This is a genomic window from Olsenella sp. oral taxon 809 str. F0356 (assembly GCF_000233535.1).
Taxonomy (GTDB): domain Bacteria; phylum Actinomycetota; class Coriobacteriia; order Coriobacteriales; family Atopobiaceae; genus Olsenella_I; species Olsenella_I phocaeensis.
Genome location: NZ_JH376563.1, coordinates 1,409,667 through 1,425,838, shown reverse-complemented (window position 1 = coordinate 1,425,838; position 16,172 = coordinate 1,409,667). Strand labels below are relative to the sequence as shown.

At 67.6% G+C, this 16,172-nt stretch carries 14 protein-coding genes and 1 pseudogene; 4 read left to right on the top strand and 11 right to left on the bottom strand.

Features of this window, described 5'->3' with window-relative positions:
* Position 1 precedes the first annotated feature (1 nt).
* The 8 genes and pseudogenes from HMPREF1008_RS06425 to HMPREF1008_RS06390 all read right to left on the bottom strand — a co-directional run bounded on the left by HMPREF1008_RS06425 (position 2) and on the right by HMPREF1008_RS06390 (position 9,390).
* Positions 2-703, bottom strand: coding sequence for an ABC transporter ATP-binding protein (locus tag HMPREF1008_RS06425; RefSeq protein WP_009279045.1), 702 nt, complete (start codon positions 701-703; stop codon positions 2-4).
* A gap of 92 nt (positions 704-795) precedes the next feature.
* The gene (locus tag HMPREF1008_RS06420) at positions 796-1,584 is read right to left on the bottom strand and encodes a hypothetical protein (protein WP_009279044.1); all 789 of its coding nucleotides are present in this window, start codon (positions 1,582-1,584) and stop codon (positions 796-798) included.
* Between the two features lie 95 nt (positions 1,585-1,679).
* Positions 1,680-2,045, bottom strand: a complete 366-nt coding sequence (locus tag HMPREF1008_RS06415) for a hypothetical protein (protein ID WP_009279043.1) — start codon at positions 2,043-2,045, stop codon at positions 1,680-1,682.
* Entirely contained in the window at positions 2,038-3,426 is a 1,389-nt protein-coding gene (locus tag HMPREF1008_RS06410; protein WP_009279042.1) for a DNA repair protein, read from the bottom strand. Before HMPREF1008_RS06410 ends, HMPREF1008_RS06415 begins: the two co-directional genes overlap by 8 nt.
* Positions 3,427-3,431: 5 nt before the next feature.
* Entirely contained in the window at positions 3,432-4,013 is a 582-nt protein-coding gene (locus tag HMPREF1008_RS06405; protein WP_009279041.1) for a DJ-1 family glyoxalase III, read from the bottom strand.
* Positions 4,014-4,079: 66 nt separating this feature from the next.
* Positions 4,080-4,388 (bottom strand): annotated as a pseudogene (locus tag HMPREF1008_RS06400) (peptide chain release factor-like protein); the annotation flags it as partial.
* A 76-nt stretch (positions 4,389-4,464) separates the two neighbouring features.
* Complete coding sequence (locus tag HMPREF1008_RS06395) at positions 4,465-5,841, bottom strand: MATE family efflux transporter (RefSeq protein ID WP_009279039.1); 1,377 nt, start codon at positions 5,839-5,841, stop codon at positions 4,465-4,467.
* 174 nt (positions 5,842-6,015) lie between these two features.
* Positions 6,016-9,390 carry an ABC transporter ATP-binding protein/permease gene (locus tag HMPREF1008_RS06390; RefSeq protein ID WP_009279038.1) on the bottom strand — a complete coding sequence of 1,125 codons (3,375 nt, stop codon included), beginning with the start codon at positions 9,388-9,390 and terminating at the stop codon, positions 6,016-6,018.
* Positions 9,391-9,739: 349 nt separating this feature from the next.
* Here HMPREF1008_RS06390 and pflB point away from each other — a divergent pair, with 349 nt between their 5' ends.
* The 3 genes from pflB (at position 9,740) to pflA (ending at position 13,014) form a co-directional block, all read left to right on the top strand.
* Positions 9,740-11,890: a formate C-acetyltransferase gene (pflB, locus tag HMPREF1008_RS06385; RefSeq protein WP_009279037.1), complete on the top strand. Its 2,151-nt coding sequence runs from the start codon at positions 9,740-9,742 to the stop codon at positions 11,888-11,890.
* A gap of 62 nt (positions 11,891-11,952) precedes the next feature.
* The gene (gene grcA3 / locus HMPREF1008_RS06380; protein WP_009279036.1) at positions 11,953-12,204 is read left to right on the top strand and encodes an autonomous glycyl radical cofactor GrcA3; all 252 of its coding nucleotides are present in this window, start codon (positions 11,953-11,955) and stop codon (positions 12,202-12,204) included.
* Positions 12,205-12,207: 3 nt separating this feature from the next.
* Entirely contained in the window at positions 12,208-13,014 is an 807-nt protein-coding gene (gene pflA, locus HMPREF1008_RS06375; protein WP_009279035.1) for a pyruvate formate-lyase-activating protein, read from the top strand.
* Positions 13,015-13,243: 229 nt separating this feature from the next.
* Here the strand turns inward: pflA and HMPREF1008_RS09935 are convergent, their stop codons facing one another.
* Positions 13,244-13,471 carry a hypothetical protein gene (locus HMPREF1008_RS09935; RefSeq protein WP_009279034.1) on the bottom strand — a complete coding sequence of 76 codons (228 nt, stop codon included), beginning with the start codon at positions 13,469-13,471 and terminating at the stop codon, positions 13,244-13,246.
* Between HMPREF1008_RS09935 and HMPREF1008_RS10465 the strand changes: the two genes are divergently transcribed.
* Positions 13,458-13,865 carry a hypothetical protein gene (locus HMPREF1008_RS10465; protein WP_232202844.1) on the top strand — a complete coding sequence of 136 codons (408 nt, stop codon included), beginning with the start codon at positions 13,458-13,460 and terminating at the stop codon, positions 13,863-13,865. The genes HMPREF1008_RS09935 and HMPREF1008_RS10465 overlap by 14 nt on opposite strands.
* Positions 13,866-13,951: 86 nt before the next feature.
* Here the strand turns inward: HMPREF1008_RS10465 and HMPREF1008_RS06360 are convergent, their stop codons facing one another.
* Both HMPREF1008_RS06360 and HMPREF1008_RS06355 read right to left on the bottom strand, forming a co-directional pair.
* A complete protein-coding gene (locus HMPREF1008_RS06360; RefSeq protein ID WP_009279033.1) occupies positions 13,952-15,700 on the bottom strand; it encodes an AarF/ABC1/UbiB kinase family protein in 1,749 nt (582 codons plus the stop codon).
* 10 nt (positions 15,701-15,710) lie between these two features.
* A complete protein-coding gene (locus HMPREF1008_RS06355; RefSeq protein ID WP_009279032.1) occupies positions 15,711-16,100 on the bottom strand; it encodes a phasin family protein in 390 nt (129 codons plus the stop codon).
* Positions 16,101-16,172 lie beyond the last annotated feature (72 nt).

Genomic DNA, 16,172 nt, shown 5'->3' with positions numbered 1-16,172 from the left:
GCTACCACTCCACCGTAAGCGCGTCGACAGGGCACTCGTTCGTCTCTATGCTCTGGGCACGCCCCTCGCGCACGCGGATGACGCGGTCGGCGATGCCCGTGAAAGCGAGGTTGTGCGTCACGATGGCGACGGTGCGCCCGTCCACCCTGCAGCTGTCCTGCAGGAGCTTGAGGACCTGCTTGCCCGTCCGAAAGTCCAAGGCGCCCGTCGGCTCGTCACAGAGGAGTAGCTTGGGGTTCTTCGCCAGGGCACGGGCGATGGCGACGCGCTGCTGCTCGCCGCCAGAGAGCTGTGAGGGGAAGTTGTCCGCGCGGCCTGCCAGGCCGACCTGCTCGAGAACCCTGGCCGCAGGCAGAGGGTCGCGGCAGATCTGGCTGGCGAGCTCGACGTTCTCCAAGGCGGTGAGGTTCTGCACCAGGTTGTAGAACTGGAAGACGAAGCCTATGTCGTGCCGTCTGTACTGGGTGAGCTCTCGCTCCCCCATGCCACTCACGAGCTGTCCGTCAAGCTCGATCGTCCCAGAACTGCAAGAGTCCATGCCCCCCAGCATGTTGAGGACGGTCGTCTTGCCCGCGCCGGAGGGTCCCACGATGACGACGAGCTCGCCCCGCTCGATGGAGAAGCTCATCCCGTCGACGGCCCGCACCTCCACGTCGCCCATCCTGTAGGTCTTGCATACGTCCCTGAACTCGATGAATGCCACACGGACCCCCTTCCCGGCCCCATCATGACACAGGGAGGTTTAGGGCCGCCGCATTTTCGGCCATGGGGACGCGCCTCTTGGCGAGAGGGGGCTCAGACCCTGCCGCCAGGCCCCCTGGCATCCCGGATGCGACCGACGCCCAAGTAGAAGAGGGCGACTCCGACAAGGGCAAGCAGCACCGACGACAGGGCCAGAACGACCCCACGCTCGAGCGAGACGAGCATGAACCTACCGGCCGCCAGGGCAACGACGAGGCCCAGCAGGAGGAGGGCCACCCCACCGCGTCGCGGCTCTTCCAGGGGTTCGCCGTCGCCAAGGCCCGGGCGTCCCTCCCTCTCGCGACGCACGAACGAGGGCTCCTCTCCCCATTCGATGCCGTCCGCGAACTCCCCCAGGGCGGAGGCGACGCTTCCCTCGCTCCGGGGGCCGATCACGTAGCGGGCTGCTTCCAGAGCCACTCCCGGCGCGTCCTCGCAGGTGGCGGAGCACCCCGCCCGGAGCATGCAGCCAAGCCCCGCGGCGGACTCCCCCAGGAAGGCAGCGTCCTCCCAGCCGAGCCCATGCGTAGCGAGCAGGCAGCCCACCGCGCCTTCGAAGCCCCGCGCCTCGGAAGGCGGGAACGCGCGGCCCCCGTCCAGAACCATCGCGCCGCCGTCCAGGACGGCTAAGGGCGCCAGGTCCCGGCTGCCGCCCAGGAGCGCAGAGAGCTCCTCCCTGCCACCCCCGCAGAGGAGGACGACGCGAGCCCCAAGCGCCTCCAGGCGTCCCAAGGCGTCCAGCTCCTCCGCAGACGCAACGCCTTGCCTGGTTGGCCCCAGCATTCCCACCTCTATGGCAACGAGCCTGAGCAACGTCACGACCCCCTCTCTCGTGCGAACCACGCCAAGGCGGCTCCGTCGCACGTCGATTCCTACACCCAGTATTCCCACGCACTTGCTGCCGTACCGCCCCGACTTCCAAAGTGCGGGAACCCCACCTATGGGGACTCTGGAAGGTCCCGCACCCCCTCGATGCCCACCACCGAGGCGAGCGGGACCCGGAGGCTTCCCGCCAGCAGGAGGCCATGCCCCTCGTCGAGGCCGAGGAAGGGCCCCTCGGCTGACCTGGTCTCACCCTCCGCGTGATAGCGCACGACGACGGCATCTCCCCTCCCCAGGTCGGCAAGCCGGCGGGAGAGCTCCGCGCCCCGCTCGTCCGAGAGCTCGGGCCGAACGCTCAGGGTGAGCCGTCGCTCCCGCTCGTCCAGGGCCTCCCTGAAGCCCTTGAGGGGCTCGAAGGGAATGAAGATCTTGGCACGCTCGGAAAGCGGCATGCGCGGGTGCCTCAGATAGAACTCATCCACTGCGATGGCCCCCTATCTGCGCGTTTCTCTCGCGCGCCGTCGCGTCGGGCAGGAGGTCGAGCCCCCTCAGAAGGGCGTTCTTGCCGAACCTCCGCTTGACCGCGCTCACCGCCTCCTGGCGTGCCCGCTCGCGCGGTGACTCCCCCTCCCCCCGGAAGAGGCTCAGCTGGAGCCCGCGCTCGTCCGCCCCGTGCACGTCACCCAGGGTCAGGGTGAGCCGGTGTATGGGCCGACCCGGGTCTGCCACCTGACGAAAGAGCGGCTCGAGCGCAGCCCAAACCTGGTGCAGCGAGCTCGTGGGGGCGGGAAGGCGGACGGAGCCGCCATCCGCGAACTCCCCCCAGCGCACCCGCCGCCCGTGCTCGCCCTCGGCCGTGGCGTGGCTGGACGTGAGGGCGGCCTTTTCCCTGCCGTTAAGGCGATACCCCAGGGCAAGAGAGAGGGACGAGGCCACAAGCCCCCTCTCTACCAGCTCGAGGACGAGGGCATCCGCCATCTCCTTCGCGATCACCAAGCCGCCCTCGATGCCAACGTCGTCGCCCAGGACCTGCCCGCTGCTCAGGCTCTTGCTCTGGGACCGATAGGCCTTTATGTCCGCGATCGTGACGGGCTCCCTGCCCCAGGCATGGTCTATGAGCAGCTCGGCGTCTATGCCGAAGATGCGATAGAGAGGCTCACGCGGGTAACTGGCGACCTGCCCCATGGTATGGATGCCCAGCTCGGAGAGCCGCCGGGCCGTACCCGCCCCCACGCGCCAGAAGTCGGTGATAGGCCGGTGGTTCCAGAGCGTGGCGCGGTAGCCCTCCTCGTCCAGCTCGCCGAAGAAGCCAGGGTCATGCTTCGCCGTGATGTCCAGCGCGACCTTGGCGAGGTAGAGGTTGGTCCCCAGGCCACAGGCGGCGGGTATGCCCGTCGTCCTCACGACGTCCGCGCGGATCCGCTCGCCCAGCTCGCGGGCGCTGCAGCCGTAGAGCTCGAGGTAGCCCGTCACGTCCAGGAAGGCCTCGTCTATGGAGTAGACATGGATGTCGTCGGGAGAGAGGTAACGCAGGTAGACGGCATAGACGTCAGCCGAGCGCTCGATGTAGAGCGACATCCGGGGCGGCGCCATGAGATAGTCGATCGAGGGCGGAATCTGGAACACGCGGCAGCGGTTGCGGACGCCCAGGGCCTTGAGCGCGGGCGAGACCGCCAGGCATATCGTCTTGCTCGTGCGTGTGGGGTCGGCCACCACGAGCCTGGTGGTCATGGGGTCAAGCCCGCGCTCGACGCACTCGACCGAAGCATAGAAGCTCTTGAGGTCGATGACCAGGTACTGGCGACGTGACCCGGTGGCGGCCTCGCCTCCCCCATCGGGCCACGGGCACGTCTTTGCCCGCATGTGGCCTAGCCCTGGTACACGATGCCGGCCTTGACCCTCTCCTGGGCCTCGTCGCCCAGGATTCGGCGGACCAGGACGAGCCCGAGCTCGATGGCCGTACCCAGCCCCTTGCTCGTCGCGACGTTACCGTCCTCCACGACCGCGTCCTGGAGAAGCTTCGCCCCGTGCTCGACGAGGACCTCCTGGAAGCCGGGATTACCCGTGGCCCTGCGCCCCTCGAGGAGCCCGAGCTCGGCCAGCACCGAGGGCGCCGCGCAGATCGCCGCGACGTCGCCGCCGTGTCCCACGTGCTCGACGAGCGCCTGGCACAGGGGCCCGCAGGCGCGCAGGTTCTTCGTCCCGGGCATGCCCCCGGGAAGGAAGAGCAGGTCGTAGCCAGAGAAGTCGAAGTCCTCGTCGCAGACGCTGCGATCGCAGCCCACGCTCACGCCATGGCTCGAGACGACCGTGAGCCCGGGCGCGACGGAGACCTTATCGCAGGGGATGCCCGCCCTGAATAGCAGGTCGGCAACCACGAGCGCCTCGCACTCCTCGAAGCCCTCGGCAAGGAACGCCGCCACCCTGTACTCGCTGGACTGCCTGAACATGTGAGCCTCCCCTTCTCGCCCTTCCATGCCACAAGAGTATAGAACATGTGTTCCTATATTGGAAGCTCAGTCGTCGGGACCGGGCTTGCGGCGGCGCGACTTCAGCTGGGAGCGCCTCCGCTTCTCGTCCAGCCTCCTCTGGCGGGCGGCGCGGCTGGGCTTGGTGGCATGCCGCTGCTTGGGCGGGACCGACCGGCGCAGGAGCTCCCGCCTCAGCTTCTGGAGGCAGAGCAGGCGGTTCTGGTACTGGCTGCGCGACTCCCTGCTGGTCACCACGATGCCCGTGGGGAGGTGCCTCATGCGGACTGCGGAATCGGTGGTGTTGACGCCCTGCCCGCCGGGACCCGTGGCACGGAACGCGTCCACCGCACACTCACCCGCAAGCTCCTCGATCCCCTTGCGTGCGAAGCGTGCGTAGTCACAATGTCCCAGGCCGCCCTTGGCGTCCATGCTATGCCGCCTCCAGCCTGAGCTCGCGCCGGAACGCCAGGAGCACCCACAGCGAGAGCACGAGCGAGAGGAACGACATGACCGGGTAGTTGAGCCAGAGCCCCGTGAGGCCGAGGGGCCAGAGGAGCGGGAGCTCGAGGAGGGGGAACACGAGCGCGCTGCACACCGAGAGGAGCGAGGCCAGCTTCGACATCTGGATGGCCGTCATGAGGGCCTGGGTGGCAAACGAGAACCACCTCACGGTAAACGACACGGCGAACACGCGGAAGGCGACGGTCGCGAGGGCCATGAGCTCGGGGGCCGGGTCAGAGATGAAGAGCAGGGTGAGCTCGCGCGGGAGAAGGGCCATCGCGACGCCGGAGGCGAGCGAGATGGCGGCACAGGCGGCGAAGACGCAGCGCTCGATGGCGACGACGCGGTCCTGGCGGCGAGCGCCCCAGTTGTACCCCACGGAGGGCTGCAGCGAGTCGCAGACTCCGTAGATCAGCGGGAACACGAAGCCGTCCACGTACATGAGCAGGCCGTAGGCAGAGACCGCGTACTCCCCACCCAGAAGGAGCAGGGCCGCGTTGAGCGCGATCGAGGTGACGCGGCCGGCGACGTTGTTGAGGAAGGTAGGCATGCCAGAGGCCGCGATCTCCCGCACGAGGGCCCAGCTCAGGCGAGGCCTCACGAAGCGCAGCTGCATCCTCCCCAGGGCGAAGGGCAGAAGCGCGAGCACGGTGCAGACCGCCATGGCGAGGGCGTAGCCCAAGGCGGCCCCCAGGATCCCCAGGTGCAGGAAGTACATGAGCGAGAACTCCACCACGCCGCCGAACACCGCCATGAAGACGTTGAGGGCGAGGGAGGAGCGAATCCTCCCACAGGCCTTGAGGTAGTTGTCGACCGCGAACATCCCCACCGTGATGGGCGAGAAGGCCGCGTAGACGCGCAGGAAGTCCACCGCCATCGAGGCGAGCTCCCCCGTCGCCCCCATGGCCGCCATGATGGCGGGGGCTGCGAGGAAGAGAGCCGCGCCCGTGACGGCACCCAGCAGGACGTTGAGGAGGACGGAGCAGCTGAAGATGTTGTTGGCCCGCTCGTCGTCACCCCTTCCCATGCTGATCGAGATGGGAACGGACGAGCCCACGCCGATCATGTCGCCGAAGGCGAAGTTGAGGATGACGAAGGGCATGGCGAGGTTGACCGCGGCGAAGGCCTGCTGCCCCAGGAGCTGCCCCACGAAGATGCCGTCGGCAAGGTTGTAGAGGGCGGACACGAGCATGCTGGCCGCCCCCGGGACCGCCGCCACGAGGAAGAGCCTGAGTGGAGGCGTGTCGACGAAGAGCCTGCGGGCGCGCTCCGCCGCCAGGCCGCTCTCCTCCTGCATCTGCGCCATGCGTCCCCTCTCGCCTGCAAAAGTGCTTGGAATCGGCAAGGTGGGCCGCGCGACGGCCCCGCAATGCCCAAACAAGAAAATACCAGTCGAAGGGAACGTCCGCACGCAGGGAGGACCCGACGCACGGACGTCCCGACGGGGCGTCATGAGGCCGCCGGCCACGCCCGTGATGCGCTACTCGCTCCTGAGCGCCTCCACCGGGTCGCGGCGGGCGGCCATGCTCGAGGGGATGAGCCCGGCGACCAGGGTGAGCCCCACGCTGATGGCGACGAGCGCGAGGGCGCTCTGCCAGGGCAGGACCATGATGTTGGGCACTCCCTTCCAGCCCAGCACGAAGGCGTTCACGGGAACCGAGGCCAGGTACACGAGGCCGACGGCGAAGACGCCCGAGAGAAGCCCCTCGATCACGGTCTCGGCGTTGAAGATGTTGGCGACGTTGAGCCTGGAGGCGCCCATGGCGCGCAGGATGCCGATCTCCTTCTTGCGCTCGAGGACCGAGATGTAGGTGATGATGGCGATCATCACCGAGCTGACCACGAGCGAGATGGACACGAAGGCGATGAGCACCGTCGAGATCATGTTGACGATGTCGGTCACGGAACTCATGAGGGCGCCCACGAGGTCGGAGTACTGGATGGTCGAGTCGGGCTTGCCGGCGGCCTCCTCGCTTCGGTTGTAGGAGTCGATGACCCCCTCCACCGACTTCTTCGCGTCGAAGTCGCGGGGGTAGATGCTGATCGACTCGGGGTCGTCGAGCCTCGCGTAGCCTAGCTTCCTCATGTTGGCGTCGTAGCTCAGGTCTTCCGCGTTCATGTAGTTCTGCAGGAGGGAGCTCAGGTCGTCCTGGCTCATGTTGACCTTGATGGCGCGCGAGAAGGCGCCGGCGTCCACCGAGAAGCCGCTCTGGAGCGCGGAGGAGAGGGACGACATCTGGCTCTGGATCTTGCCCGCGATGGCGTCGGAGAGCTGTGTCCCCAGCTTGGAGGTGGCCGCCGCCATCTGGGTCTGGAGCTGGCTCGCGAGCTGGGTGGCCATGACCTGCGCCGCCTGCCTCACGAGGGCCTGCATCGCGTTGGAGAAGTAGGGTGCGAGCTGCTCCTGGAGGTACTTCTGCATGGCCTGGCCGGCCACGTCGCCCATGCTCGACCCGAAGCCCTCCTGGAGCTTGGCGATGGTCGCCTTGGCGGCGTCGGTCTGCAGGTACTCCTGGACGAGGGAGGCGTAGTCCACCTGTGCCCCGTCCGAGGGGACGAGCCTGCTGCCCGCCCAGGCGGCGAAGCCCGAGCCGAGCTCGTTGGCCTCGTCCCCAAGCTGGGCGCGCTGCTCGTCGGAGAGGCCCGAGAGCGCGTCGGTGATGCCGCTCTTGGCGAGGTCGAACCTGGGCGCCCCCGCCATGAGCGCGGCCATGCTCTGGGCGCTGAACACGCCGGAGAGCTGGCTGGTGTCCAGGCGCACCGAGCTCATGTCGAAGCCCGAGGCGTCGGGCGCGAGCCCCGAGAGGTCGAGCGAGCCCAGGTCCATGCCGGACGAGAGGCCCGAAATCGCGCTCGCGTCAAACGAGAAGGCGCTCTTGAGCGCCGACTCGTCGACCGTGAAGAGGGAGCCCATGTCAAGCTCCTTGCCCTGCTTCTGCTGCAGCTCCTCGAAGCTCTTGCCGGTGAAGACGTCGGTGTCGGGCTTGGCGACCTGCTCCTTCACGATGTCGGAGTCGGCGGCTTCCTGGATGAGCTCGTTCGTGAGGGCCGCGGTGTAGCCGACGCCCTCACGCACGAGGCTCGAGGAGCTGACGCTCCGGGGCTTGACCACCCCCACGACGCGCAGGTCCAGCCCCTCGTCCACCGCGGAGCGCAGGAATCCGTCGTCGGCCGACATGTCCGTCCATCCACCCGTGCTGTCGTTCCTCTGGTAGAGGGCGGTGGCGGGGACGACCTTGAAGCTCATGCCCATCGCGTCATCGTAGCTGAAGTCGCGGTAGTCGTCGGGCACCTCCACCTCCTTGCCGCCCAGCATCTGGCTCATCATGTCGTTCATGGCCTCGGTGTCATAGAAGCCCAGGCTGTAAAGGGTGTAGTCGCTGATCCTGCCGTTGGCGTCAAGCACGAGGACCGCCTCGTCCGCCGCCTTGGGCCAGCTGCCGGCGACGACCTCCATCTGGTCGTCGAGCATCTTCTGGTCGCTCACGAGCTCGTTGAAGGAGGAGTTGGTGGTACCGCCCGTGAGGGCCGAGCCCATGACCCCGCTCGCCATCTTGGTGGTCACCTCCGAGGGGTTGAGTCGCGTGACGCCCGCGCTCGTGTCGGCCTCGTAGATCTGCGGCGTCACGCCGTAGGAATACTTGATCGTGTTGACGTAGGGCTCGATGCCGCTCTGCCCGCCCTCGAGGAAGGCCTTGAAGGACGAGAGGTCGTTGTTCTTGACCTGGGCGAACATGTCGGTCATGACCTTGTCCTGGCCGATGGTGCCAGCGTCTGCCGAGGCCTGCTGCGCCTCTCCGCCAAAGCTGCCGCCCGCGATGCCGGAGCCCAGCAGGCTCGAGACGTCGAAGCTGCTCTTGGTGATGGTGAGCGGATAGGAGGCCAGCGAGCTCTCCTCCGTGTCCTTGATGTATCCGTTCACGCCGTTCGAGAGGGCGAGGATGGCAGCGATTCCGATGATGCCGATGGAGCCCGCGAAGGCGGTGAGGAAGGTGCGCCCCTTCTTGGTCATGAGGTTGTTGAACGAGAGCGAGAGGGCCGTCGCGAACGACATCGAGGCATGCCTGCCAGGCTTGGAGGCGTCCCTCTCCCCTGGTCCGGCGGTGGCCGAGGCAGGACCTGACACGCCGGCCATGGCTCCCGACGCGCCCGCGCGCGCCGTCCCCAGCCCCTCGGGGCGCAGGGGGTCGCTGTCACCCTCTATGCGACCATCGCGCACGCGCACGATGCGGGTGGCGTAGGCCTCGGCGAGCTCGGGATTGTGCGTGACCATCACGACGAGGCGGTCGCGTGCCACCCCCTTCAGGATGTCCATGACCTGCACGCCGGTCTCGCTGTCCAAGGCGCCGGTGGGCTCGTCGGCGAGGACGATGTCGGGGTCGTTCACCAGCGCGCGTGCGATGGCCACGCGCTGCATCTGCCCGCCGGAGAGCTGGCTCGGGCGCTTGTGCAGGTGCTCGCCGAGCCCCACGCGCTCGAGGGCCTCCCTCGCCCGCGCGCGCCGCTCCGAGCGGCCCACCCCCGAGAGCGTGAGGGCGAGCTCGACGTTGGAGAGGATGCTCTGGTGCGGGATGAGGTTGTAGCTCTGGAAGACGAAGCCCACGCGGTGGTTGCGGTAGGTGTCCCAGTCCTTCGAGCCGAAGTCCTTGGTGGAGGTCCCGTTGACCACGATGTCGCCCGAGTCGGCGTGGTCGAGGCCGCCCAGGATGTTGAGCATGGTGGTCTTGCCCGAGCCCGAGGGCCCGAGGATGGCCACGAACTCGTTGTCCCTGAAGGTCACCGACACGTCGTCCAGGGCCACCTGGGTGAAGGAGTCGGTGACGTAGGCCTTGCGTATGTTCTTGAGCTGGAGCATGGCAGACCATCCCTCGCGCGCGATTTTTCACCTGCTGGTTCTACCCAGAACGCCCCGACCTAGGCGGAGACGGGGAGATTCATCCCATGCACACCTGACGCCTGGCGCGAGACGAGGGAGGATCGAAGGGGACGCCTCTCTCCCCCTCATCTGCTTCTGAAGCAATTGGTTTAATTTATATGCAATATGTGGTGTTTCACAGAAATTAAATAACAATATGTTGTGCTAATCCCAGATGGACTGGTTTAGACTGGGTCTCACCCCTCGCAAAGGACTCTGGTAGGTTAGATAGAGCTAACAGTACGGGCGCCGCAGGGGACGCCCGCAAACGGACCCTTGGGAGCGTGCGATGCAGAAGGCATGGGAAGGCTTCGTCGGCGGCAACTGGGAGCGCCACGTGGACGTCAGGGACTTCATCCAAAGGAACTACACGCCCTACGACGGCGACGAGTCGTTCCTCGCAGGGCCCACCGAGGCCACGAGGAGGCTCTGGGACGAGGTCATGGACCTCTTCGAGGAGGAGCGCGCGCACGACGGCGTGCTCGACATGGACACCGACGTCGTGAGCACCATCACGAGCCACGGGCCCGGCTACATAGACCGCCCGCTCGAGAGGGTCGTGGGGCTGCAGACCGACCGCCCCCTCAAGCGCGCCCTCATGGTGGACGGCGGCATACGCATGGCGGTGGCCGCCTGCGAGAGCCACGGCTACCATGTGGACCACCAGATCGTCGACTTCTACACCAAGCGCCGCAAGACCCACAACGCCGGGGTCTTCGACGTCTACACGCCCGAGATGCGCGCCTGCCGCCACTCGCACATCATCACGGGGCTCCCCGACGCCTACGGGCGCGGGCGCATCATAGGCGACTACCGCCGCGTCGCCCTCTATGGCGTGGACTTCCTCGTCGCAGAGAAGAGGGCCGAGAAGGCGGGCACCCAGAAGCACATGACGGAGGCCGTGATACGCCATCGCGAGGAGCTGGCCGAGCAGGCGCGCGCCCTCGAGGAGCTGAGGGAGCTCGGGCGCATCTACGGTCTGGAGCTGGGCCGCCCCGCCCAGGACTTCCAGGAGGCTATCCAGTGGCTCTACATGGGCTACCTCGCCGCCGTCAAGGAGCAGAACGGCGCGGCCATGTCCATCGGGCGCAACTCCGCGTTCCTCGACATCTATGCCGAGAGGGACCTCGCGCGAGGGCTCTTGGACGAGTCCCAGGTGCAGGAGGTCATCGACCACCTGGTCATGAAGCTGCGCATGGTCAAGTTCGCGCGCACTCCCGAGTACAACGAGCTCTTCTCCGGCGACCCCCAGTGGGTCACGGAGTCCATAGGCGGCATGGGCGTGGACGGTCGCTCCATGGTCACCAAGACGAGCTACCGCTACCTCCACACGCTCGAGAACATGGGCACCAGCCCCGAGCCCAACCTCACCGTGCTCTGGAGCACCCGCCTGCCCGAGCCCTTCAAGCGCTACTGCGCCAAGATATCCATCGCCACCAGTTCCATCCAGTACGAGAACGACGACCTCATGCGCGTCTACCACGGTGACGACTACGCCATCGCCTGCTGCGTGAGCTCGATGCGCATCGGCAAGGAGATGCAGTTCTTCGGAGCCCGCGCGAACCTCGCGAAGTGCCTGCTCTATGCCATCAACGGCGGACGCGACGAGAAGACGGGCGAGCAGATCGGCCCCAAGTTCCGTCCGGTGGAGGGCGAGTACCTCGACTACGACGACGTGGTGGAGAAGTACCGCGACATGATGGCCTGGCTCGCCGGCGTCTACGTGAACGCCCTCAACATCATCCACTACATGCACGACAAGTACTGCTACGAGCGCCTGCAGATGGCCCTGCACGACGAGCACGTGCACCGCTGGTTCGCCACGGGCATCGCCGGGCTCTCCGTCGTCGCAGACTCGCTTAGCGCCATCAAGTACGCCCGGGTGCGCGTGCTGCGCGACGAGACGGGCCTCGTCACCGACTACGAGGTGGAGGGCGACTTCCCCAAGTACGGCAACGACGACGACCGGGTGGACCAGATCGCCCGCGACGTGGTCGAGGTCTTCATGAAGTACGTGCGCGAGACGGACACCTACCGCAGGGCCGTCCCCACGACCTCGATCCTCACCATCACCTCCAACGTCGTGTACGGCAGTGCCACCGGCAACACGCCGGACGGCCGCAGGTCCGGCCAGCCCTTCGCGCCCGGGGCCAACCCCATGCACCAGAGGGACACCCACGGCGCCGTCGCCTCGCTGGCGTCCGTGGCGAAGCTCCCCTTCCGCGACGCCCAGGACGGCATCTCCAACACCTTCTCGATCGTGCCCGACGCCCTGGGCAAGCACGGCGGCGTGATGTTCTCGCCCGACGAGCTCGACCTGGGAGACGTCAACATCGCGGGAATCGACTTCTCCAAGGCCGACTTCTCGCTTGAGTCCCACGTCGACTGCGCCTGCGCCGCCGACGCCTCCGCCGGCGAGGGCCAGGCAGACCGTCCGTAGGGCGAGGCGGCGCCGCGAGCCCCAAGCCAACGCACACGACAGACCACGAAGAAAGGACTCCCATGAAGTGCTCGGACATCCCCGAGGAGCAGGTGGACAACCTGGTAGGGCTGCTCGACGGCTACGCGCAGGAGGGCGGTCACCACCTCAACGTGAACGTCTTCACCAAGGAGACCCTCCTCGACGCCCAGGCCCACCCCGAGAGGTACCCACAACTCACCATCCGCGTTTCGGGCTACGCGGTGAAGTTCAACTCGCTCACCCGCGAACAGCAGGACGACGTGATCGGCCGCACCTTCCACGAGGCGCTCTAGGCCTTGGACGAGGTCGAGAGGACCCTGCTGCCCCAGGCCTCGGACCCGCTCGCCAGCCGCGGGCGGGTCCATTCCGTCGAGAGCATGGGGACGGTGGACGGACCGGGCTGCCGCATGGTCGTCTTCCTCCAGGGCTGCCCCCTGCGCTGCGCCTACTGCCACAACCCCGACAGCTGGGACTACGCGGGCGGGAGCGAGGCCAGCGTGGGCGAGCTCCTCGAGCGCTTCGAGAGGAACCGCCCCTTCTACCGGAGGGGCGGCATGACCGTGAGCGGAGGGGAGCCCCTGGCCCAGCCCCGCTTCGTGGCGGACCTCTTCCGTGCGGCGCACCGGAGCCCCCGTGGCCGCATCCACTGCTGCCTCGACACGTCGGGGGCGACCTTCGACCCCAAGCGTCCCGAGCCCTTCTCGCCCGTGCTCGCCGAGTGCGACCTCGTGCTCCTGGACATCAAGCACAGCGACCCCGCAGGGCATCGCAGGCTCTGCGGCTCGGGGCCCGAGGCGCCCCTCGCGCTCGCCGACGAGCTGGCGCGCAGGCGCATCCCCACGGTGGTGCGGCACGTCGTGGTGCCTGGCATCACCGACGTGGAGGAGGAGCTCAGGGGCCTGGGCAGGCTCTTGGGGAACTGGGACAACGTCGTGGGCCTGGACCTCCTCCCCTACCACACCATGGGGAGGGATAAGTACGGGAGGCTCGGCCTTCCCTACCGCCTCGAGGGCGTGCCGGCAATGGACCCCACGCGTCTGCCCGAGCTCAGGGCGATCGTGATGGAGGCCCGCGCCGCGCGCAGGGCGGAGCGGGTGCGCTAGGTCCGTCGGAGCTCGCTGCGCCACGGAGCATGTGATCCATCGGCGTCCGCGGACCGCTGGGTCTGCCCTTTGCTCGGCGTGCCTGGCCCTCCCCCAAAAAGAAGGGCAGTACAGGACGAATCGCAGCCCCACCGTGCGCGAGGAGCGCCGGCTCCGCCCCGACTGGCACCCCCCGTCGCGCGAGAGGAACGCAACCCCAGTGCCGCCAGCAGCCCCGCGGCGCCCGATTCTACCAGATGGTCTCCGCCAGCCACACCAGGGCAGGTATCGTCACGATGGAGAGGAGCGCGGAGACGACGACCGTCTGCGCCGCGTAGCGGTAGTCCTTGCCGTGCAGCTGCGCGTAGACGGCGACGTTGGACCCCACAGGACAGGCACAGGCGATGAGGACGGCGAGGGGCCGGACCGAGTCGGTCGACCCTGTCATGAGCGCGACGCCATAGGTGAACTGCAGCACGTTGAGAAAGCCGATGTACGTCGCCTCGAAGAAGGTGGCCTCCTGCCCCAGGAGGGCGATGACCAGGGGGGATGCCGAAGAAGCCGGGGTTCGAGAACGCCGCGGCGAAGCTCCCTATGGGGTCGTCCCTGAAGCACGCGCGCGAGATTGCCAGGCAGAGCAGCATGGCGAGCGCCGCAACGGCCGTCGAGGCCAGGAGGCCCTCCACGTTCTGCTGCGTGCGCGGGACCCTGAAGCCGTTCACGATGACGGCAGGGAGCACCACGTACACCAGGACGTTTCCCAGGTCGCGGCTGCCAACGTCGCCTATGCGGCCGCTGCGGTAGAGCCAGAAGCCGACCTCCACGAGGAGGAACATGACGAGTATCTGGGAGACGAGCACGACGACGGATGACATGCAGACCGCAGCCTAGCCACGGGGAAGCAGGACCTCGCAAGGCCAGCACTTGGACGGGGGCGAGGGACGTCGCGCCCTCCCGCCTAGCGCCTGGACTCCCGCATGATCTGCCGCACCAGCCAGAGCCCCAGCACCAGGGCGACCACGTAGCCCACGAAGCCGATGACCGGTATGCCAAAGATGACGGGCTGGATGCGCGCGTAGTACACCACCGAGGACCCTATGAAGAGGCCCGCGATGATGATGCCCATGGTCAGGCGGTCAGCGGCGTGGGCCATGTCGCTGATGGGGTTCTCGGTGCCGGGGAGGTCGAGGTTCATGCGCAGCTGGCCGCGGGTGAGCATCTCCATGGCCGTGTCGGCCTGGGACGCGGCCCTGAGCAGGCCGTGCGAGGCCGAGGCGGACTCCCGGAGATACGAGCGCAGCTCGCCCTTGGCGAGGTCGAGTGGCCTGGTGTGGGCCTTGATGTGGGCCCGCACGATGTCGACCATGCTGGCGTCCGGCAGGAAGCCGTCCACCGTCCCCTCGAGGGTGACGAGGGAGCGCGCGAGCATGGTGACCGTGCCGGGGAGCTCGATGCCGTTCCTGCGCGCCATGCTTATGAGCGAGTTGAGGAAGGCCCCGATGTCCAGCTCCGCGAGGTCCGCCTCGCCGAAGTCCGCGATGATCGAGTCGAGGTCGGCGAGCAGGCTCGCGTGGTCGACGTCCCTCAGGTCCGACACCGAGAAGCGCAGGAGCCCCGCCTTGAGGCCCGCGCTGTCGCGGGCGGCGACGGCAGAGACCATGTCTGCTATGGCGGAGCGGTCGTGGGACGAGAGCCTTCCCATGATGCCCAGGTCGAGGTAGACGATCTTCCCGTCGCGCACCACGAGGTTGCCGGGATGCGGGTCCGCATGGAAGAAGCCGTCGTCGATCATCTGCTGGGTGTAGTTGTCGACCAGCTTGGTGCCTATCTCCTCCAGGTCATAGCCCTGGGCGAGAAGCGCCTCGCGGTCGTCGAAGGGGATGCCCTCGACGTAGTCCATCACCACGACGTGCTCGGTGCAGAGCCTGGGGAAGGGCCGCGGGCAGTCCACGAAGCGGCAGCTCGCGTTGTTCCGGCGGAACTCCTCGAGGCTGTGGGCCTCCACCAGGAAGTCCGTCTCCTCGCGGAAGGACTGCCAGAGCTCGTCCACCACGGATTGCAGGTCGAGGAACTGGTCGTCGCCCATGAGGCCCTGCGCGCGGCGCGCGAGCGAGCGCATGATCGAGATGTCCTGCGCCATGATCTCCTGGACGTGGGGCCGCTGCAGCTTGATGGCCACCGTCTCCCCGCTGACCAGCCGCGCCTTGTGGACCTGCGCCACGGAGGCGGAGCCCAGCGGCACGTCGTCTATGGCGTCGAAGATCTCCTCGATGGGGGTCTCGTACTCCGCGCGCAGCGTCTGGAGCACGAGCTCGCGGTCCATGGGCTCCACGTCGGTCCTGAGGCGCGTCAGCTCCTGGCAGAAGCTCTCGGGGAGTATCTCCGACCTCATGGAGAGGATCTGCCCCGCCTTCACGAAGGTGGGGCCCAGCTCCTCGAGGAGCTGCCGGAAGCTGACCGGCGTGAGACCGTGGAGGATGTCGTAGTGGCTCGCGATGGCCAGAATCTCGCGCAGGCGGGCGGCCTTGCTCAGGCGGGAGATGCGGTACCTCCGGGCGTCGCCGGGAAATCCCCCCAGAAGGCCGATGGTGTCGTCGCGCACGGGAGCCCACGGTCCCTTTTCGGAGGGCCCCCAGCCGTCAAGGGGGCCACGGCCTCCCGTGGCCCCCTTGACCTGCGTGCCTTGGTCCCTCTCGCCCTGAGCCATGGGGACCTTCCTACTCGGCGTCCTGCGGCTCCCCGCCGGCCTCGGCATCATCCTCGGCGTCGTCCTCGACGACCTCCTCGGACTCGACCTCGACCTCGACGCGCTGGGCGTCGAGGTCGTCCGCGACCTCCTGGGCATGCGCCAGCCATGACGCGCGCTCCTCGGGGCTCATGGACCGCAGCTTCGCCCTGAGCAGGGCGTCGGATGTGTCGTTCGACGCCTGGCTCACCTTGTGCTTGAGCTCCTCGTTCAGGGCCTTGCCCTGCTCGACGGTGAGCTCGCCCTTCTTGACCAGGTCCTCGATCATGCCCTGGGACTTCTCGGCCCCCAGGGCGACGGCGCCGACGCCGGCCAGAAACGCCTTGCGAACGACCTCGCCAAAATCGTCGATCCCTGCCATTGCGAACCCCTTTCGGCCGCGGGGCGCCCGTGCGCCCCTCCAACATGCCGCCCTTGTACCCAAGACGTCGAC

Excerpts from the sequence above, each read along its gene's own strand:
- HMPREF1008_RS06405 (WP_009279041.1), bottom strand. The coding sequence starts at position 4,013 with ATGTTCAGGCAGTCCAGCGAGTACAGGGTGGCGGCGTTCCTTGCCGAG.
- pflB (WP_009279037.1), top strand. The coding sequence starts at position 9,740 with ATGCAGAAGGCATGGGAAGGCTTCGTCGGCGGCAACTGGGAGCGCCAC.
- HMPREF1008_RS06355 (WP_009279032.1), bottom strand. The coding sequence starts at position 16,100 with ATGGCAGGGATCGACGATTTTGGCGAGGTCGTTCGCAAGGCGTTTCTG.
- HMPREF1008_RS06390 (WP_009279038.1), bottom strand. The coding sequence starts at position 9,390 with ATGCTCCAGCTCAAGAACATACGCAAGGCCTACGTCACCGACTCCTTC.
- grcA3 (WP_009279036.1), top strand. The coding sequence starts at position 11,953 with ATGAAGTGCTCGGACATCCCCGAGGAGCAGGTGGACAACCTGGTAGGG.
- HMPREF1008_RS06410 (WP_009279042.1), bottom strand. The coding sequence starts at position 3,426 with ATGCGGGCAAAGACGTGCCCGTGGCCCGATGGGGGAGGCGAGGCCGCC.
- HMPREF1008_RS06395 (WP_009279039.1), bottom strand. The coding sequence starts at position 5,841 with ATGGCGCAGATGCAGGAGGAGAGCGGCCTGGCGGCGGAGCGCGCCCGC.
- HMPREF1008_RS06360 (WP_009279033.1), bottom strand. The coding sequence starts at position 15,700 with ATGGCTCAGGGCGAGAGGGACCAAGGCACGCAGGTCAAGGGGGCCACG.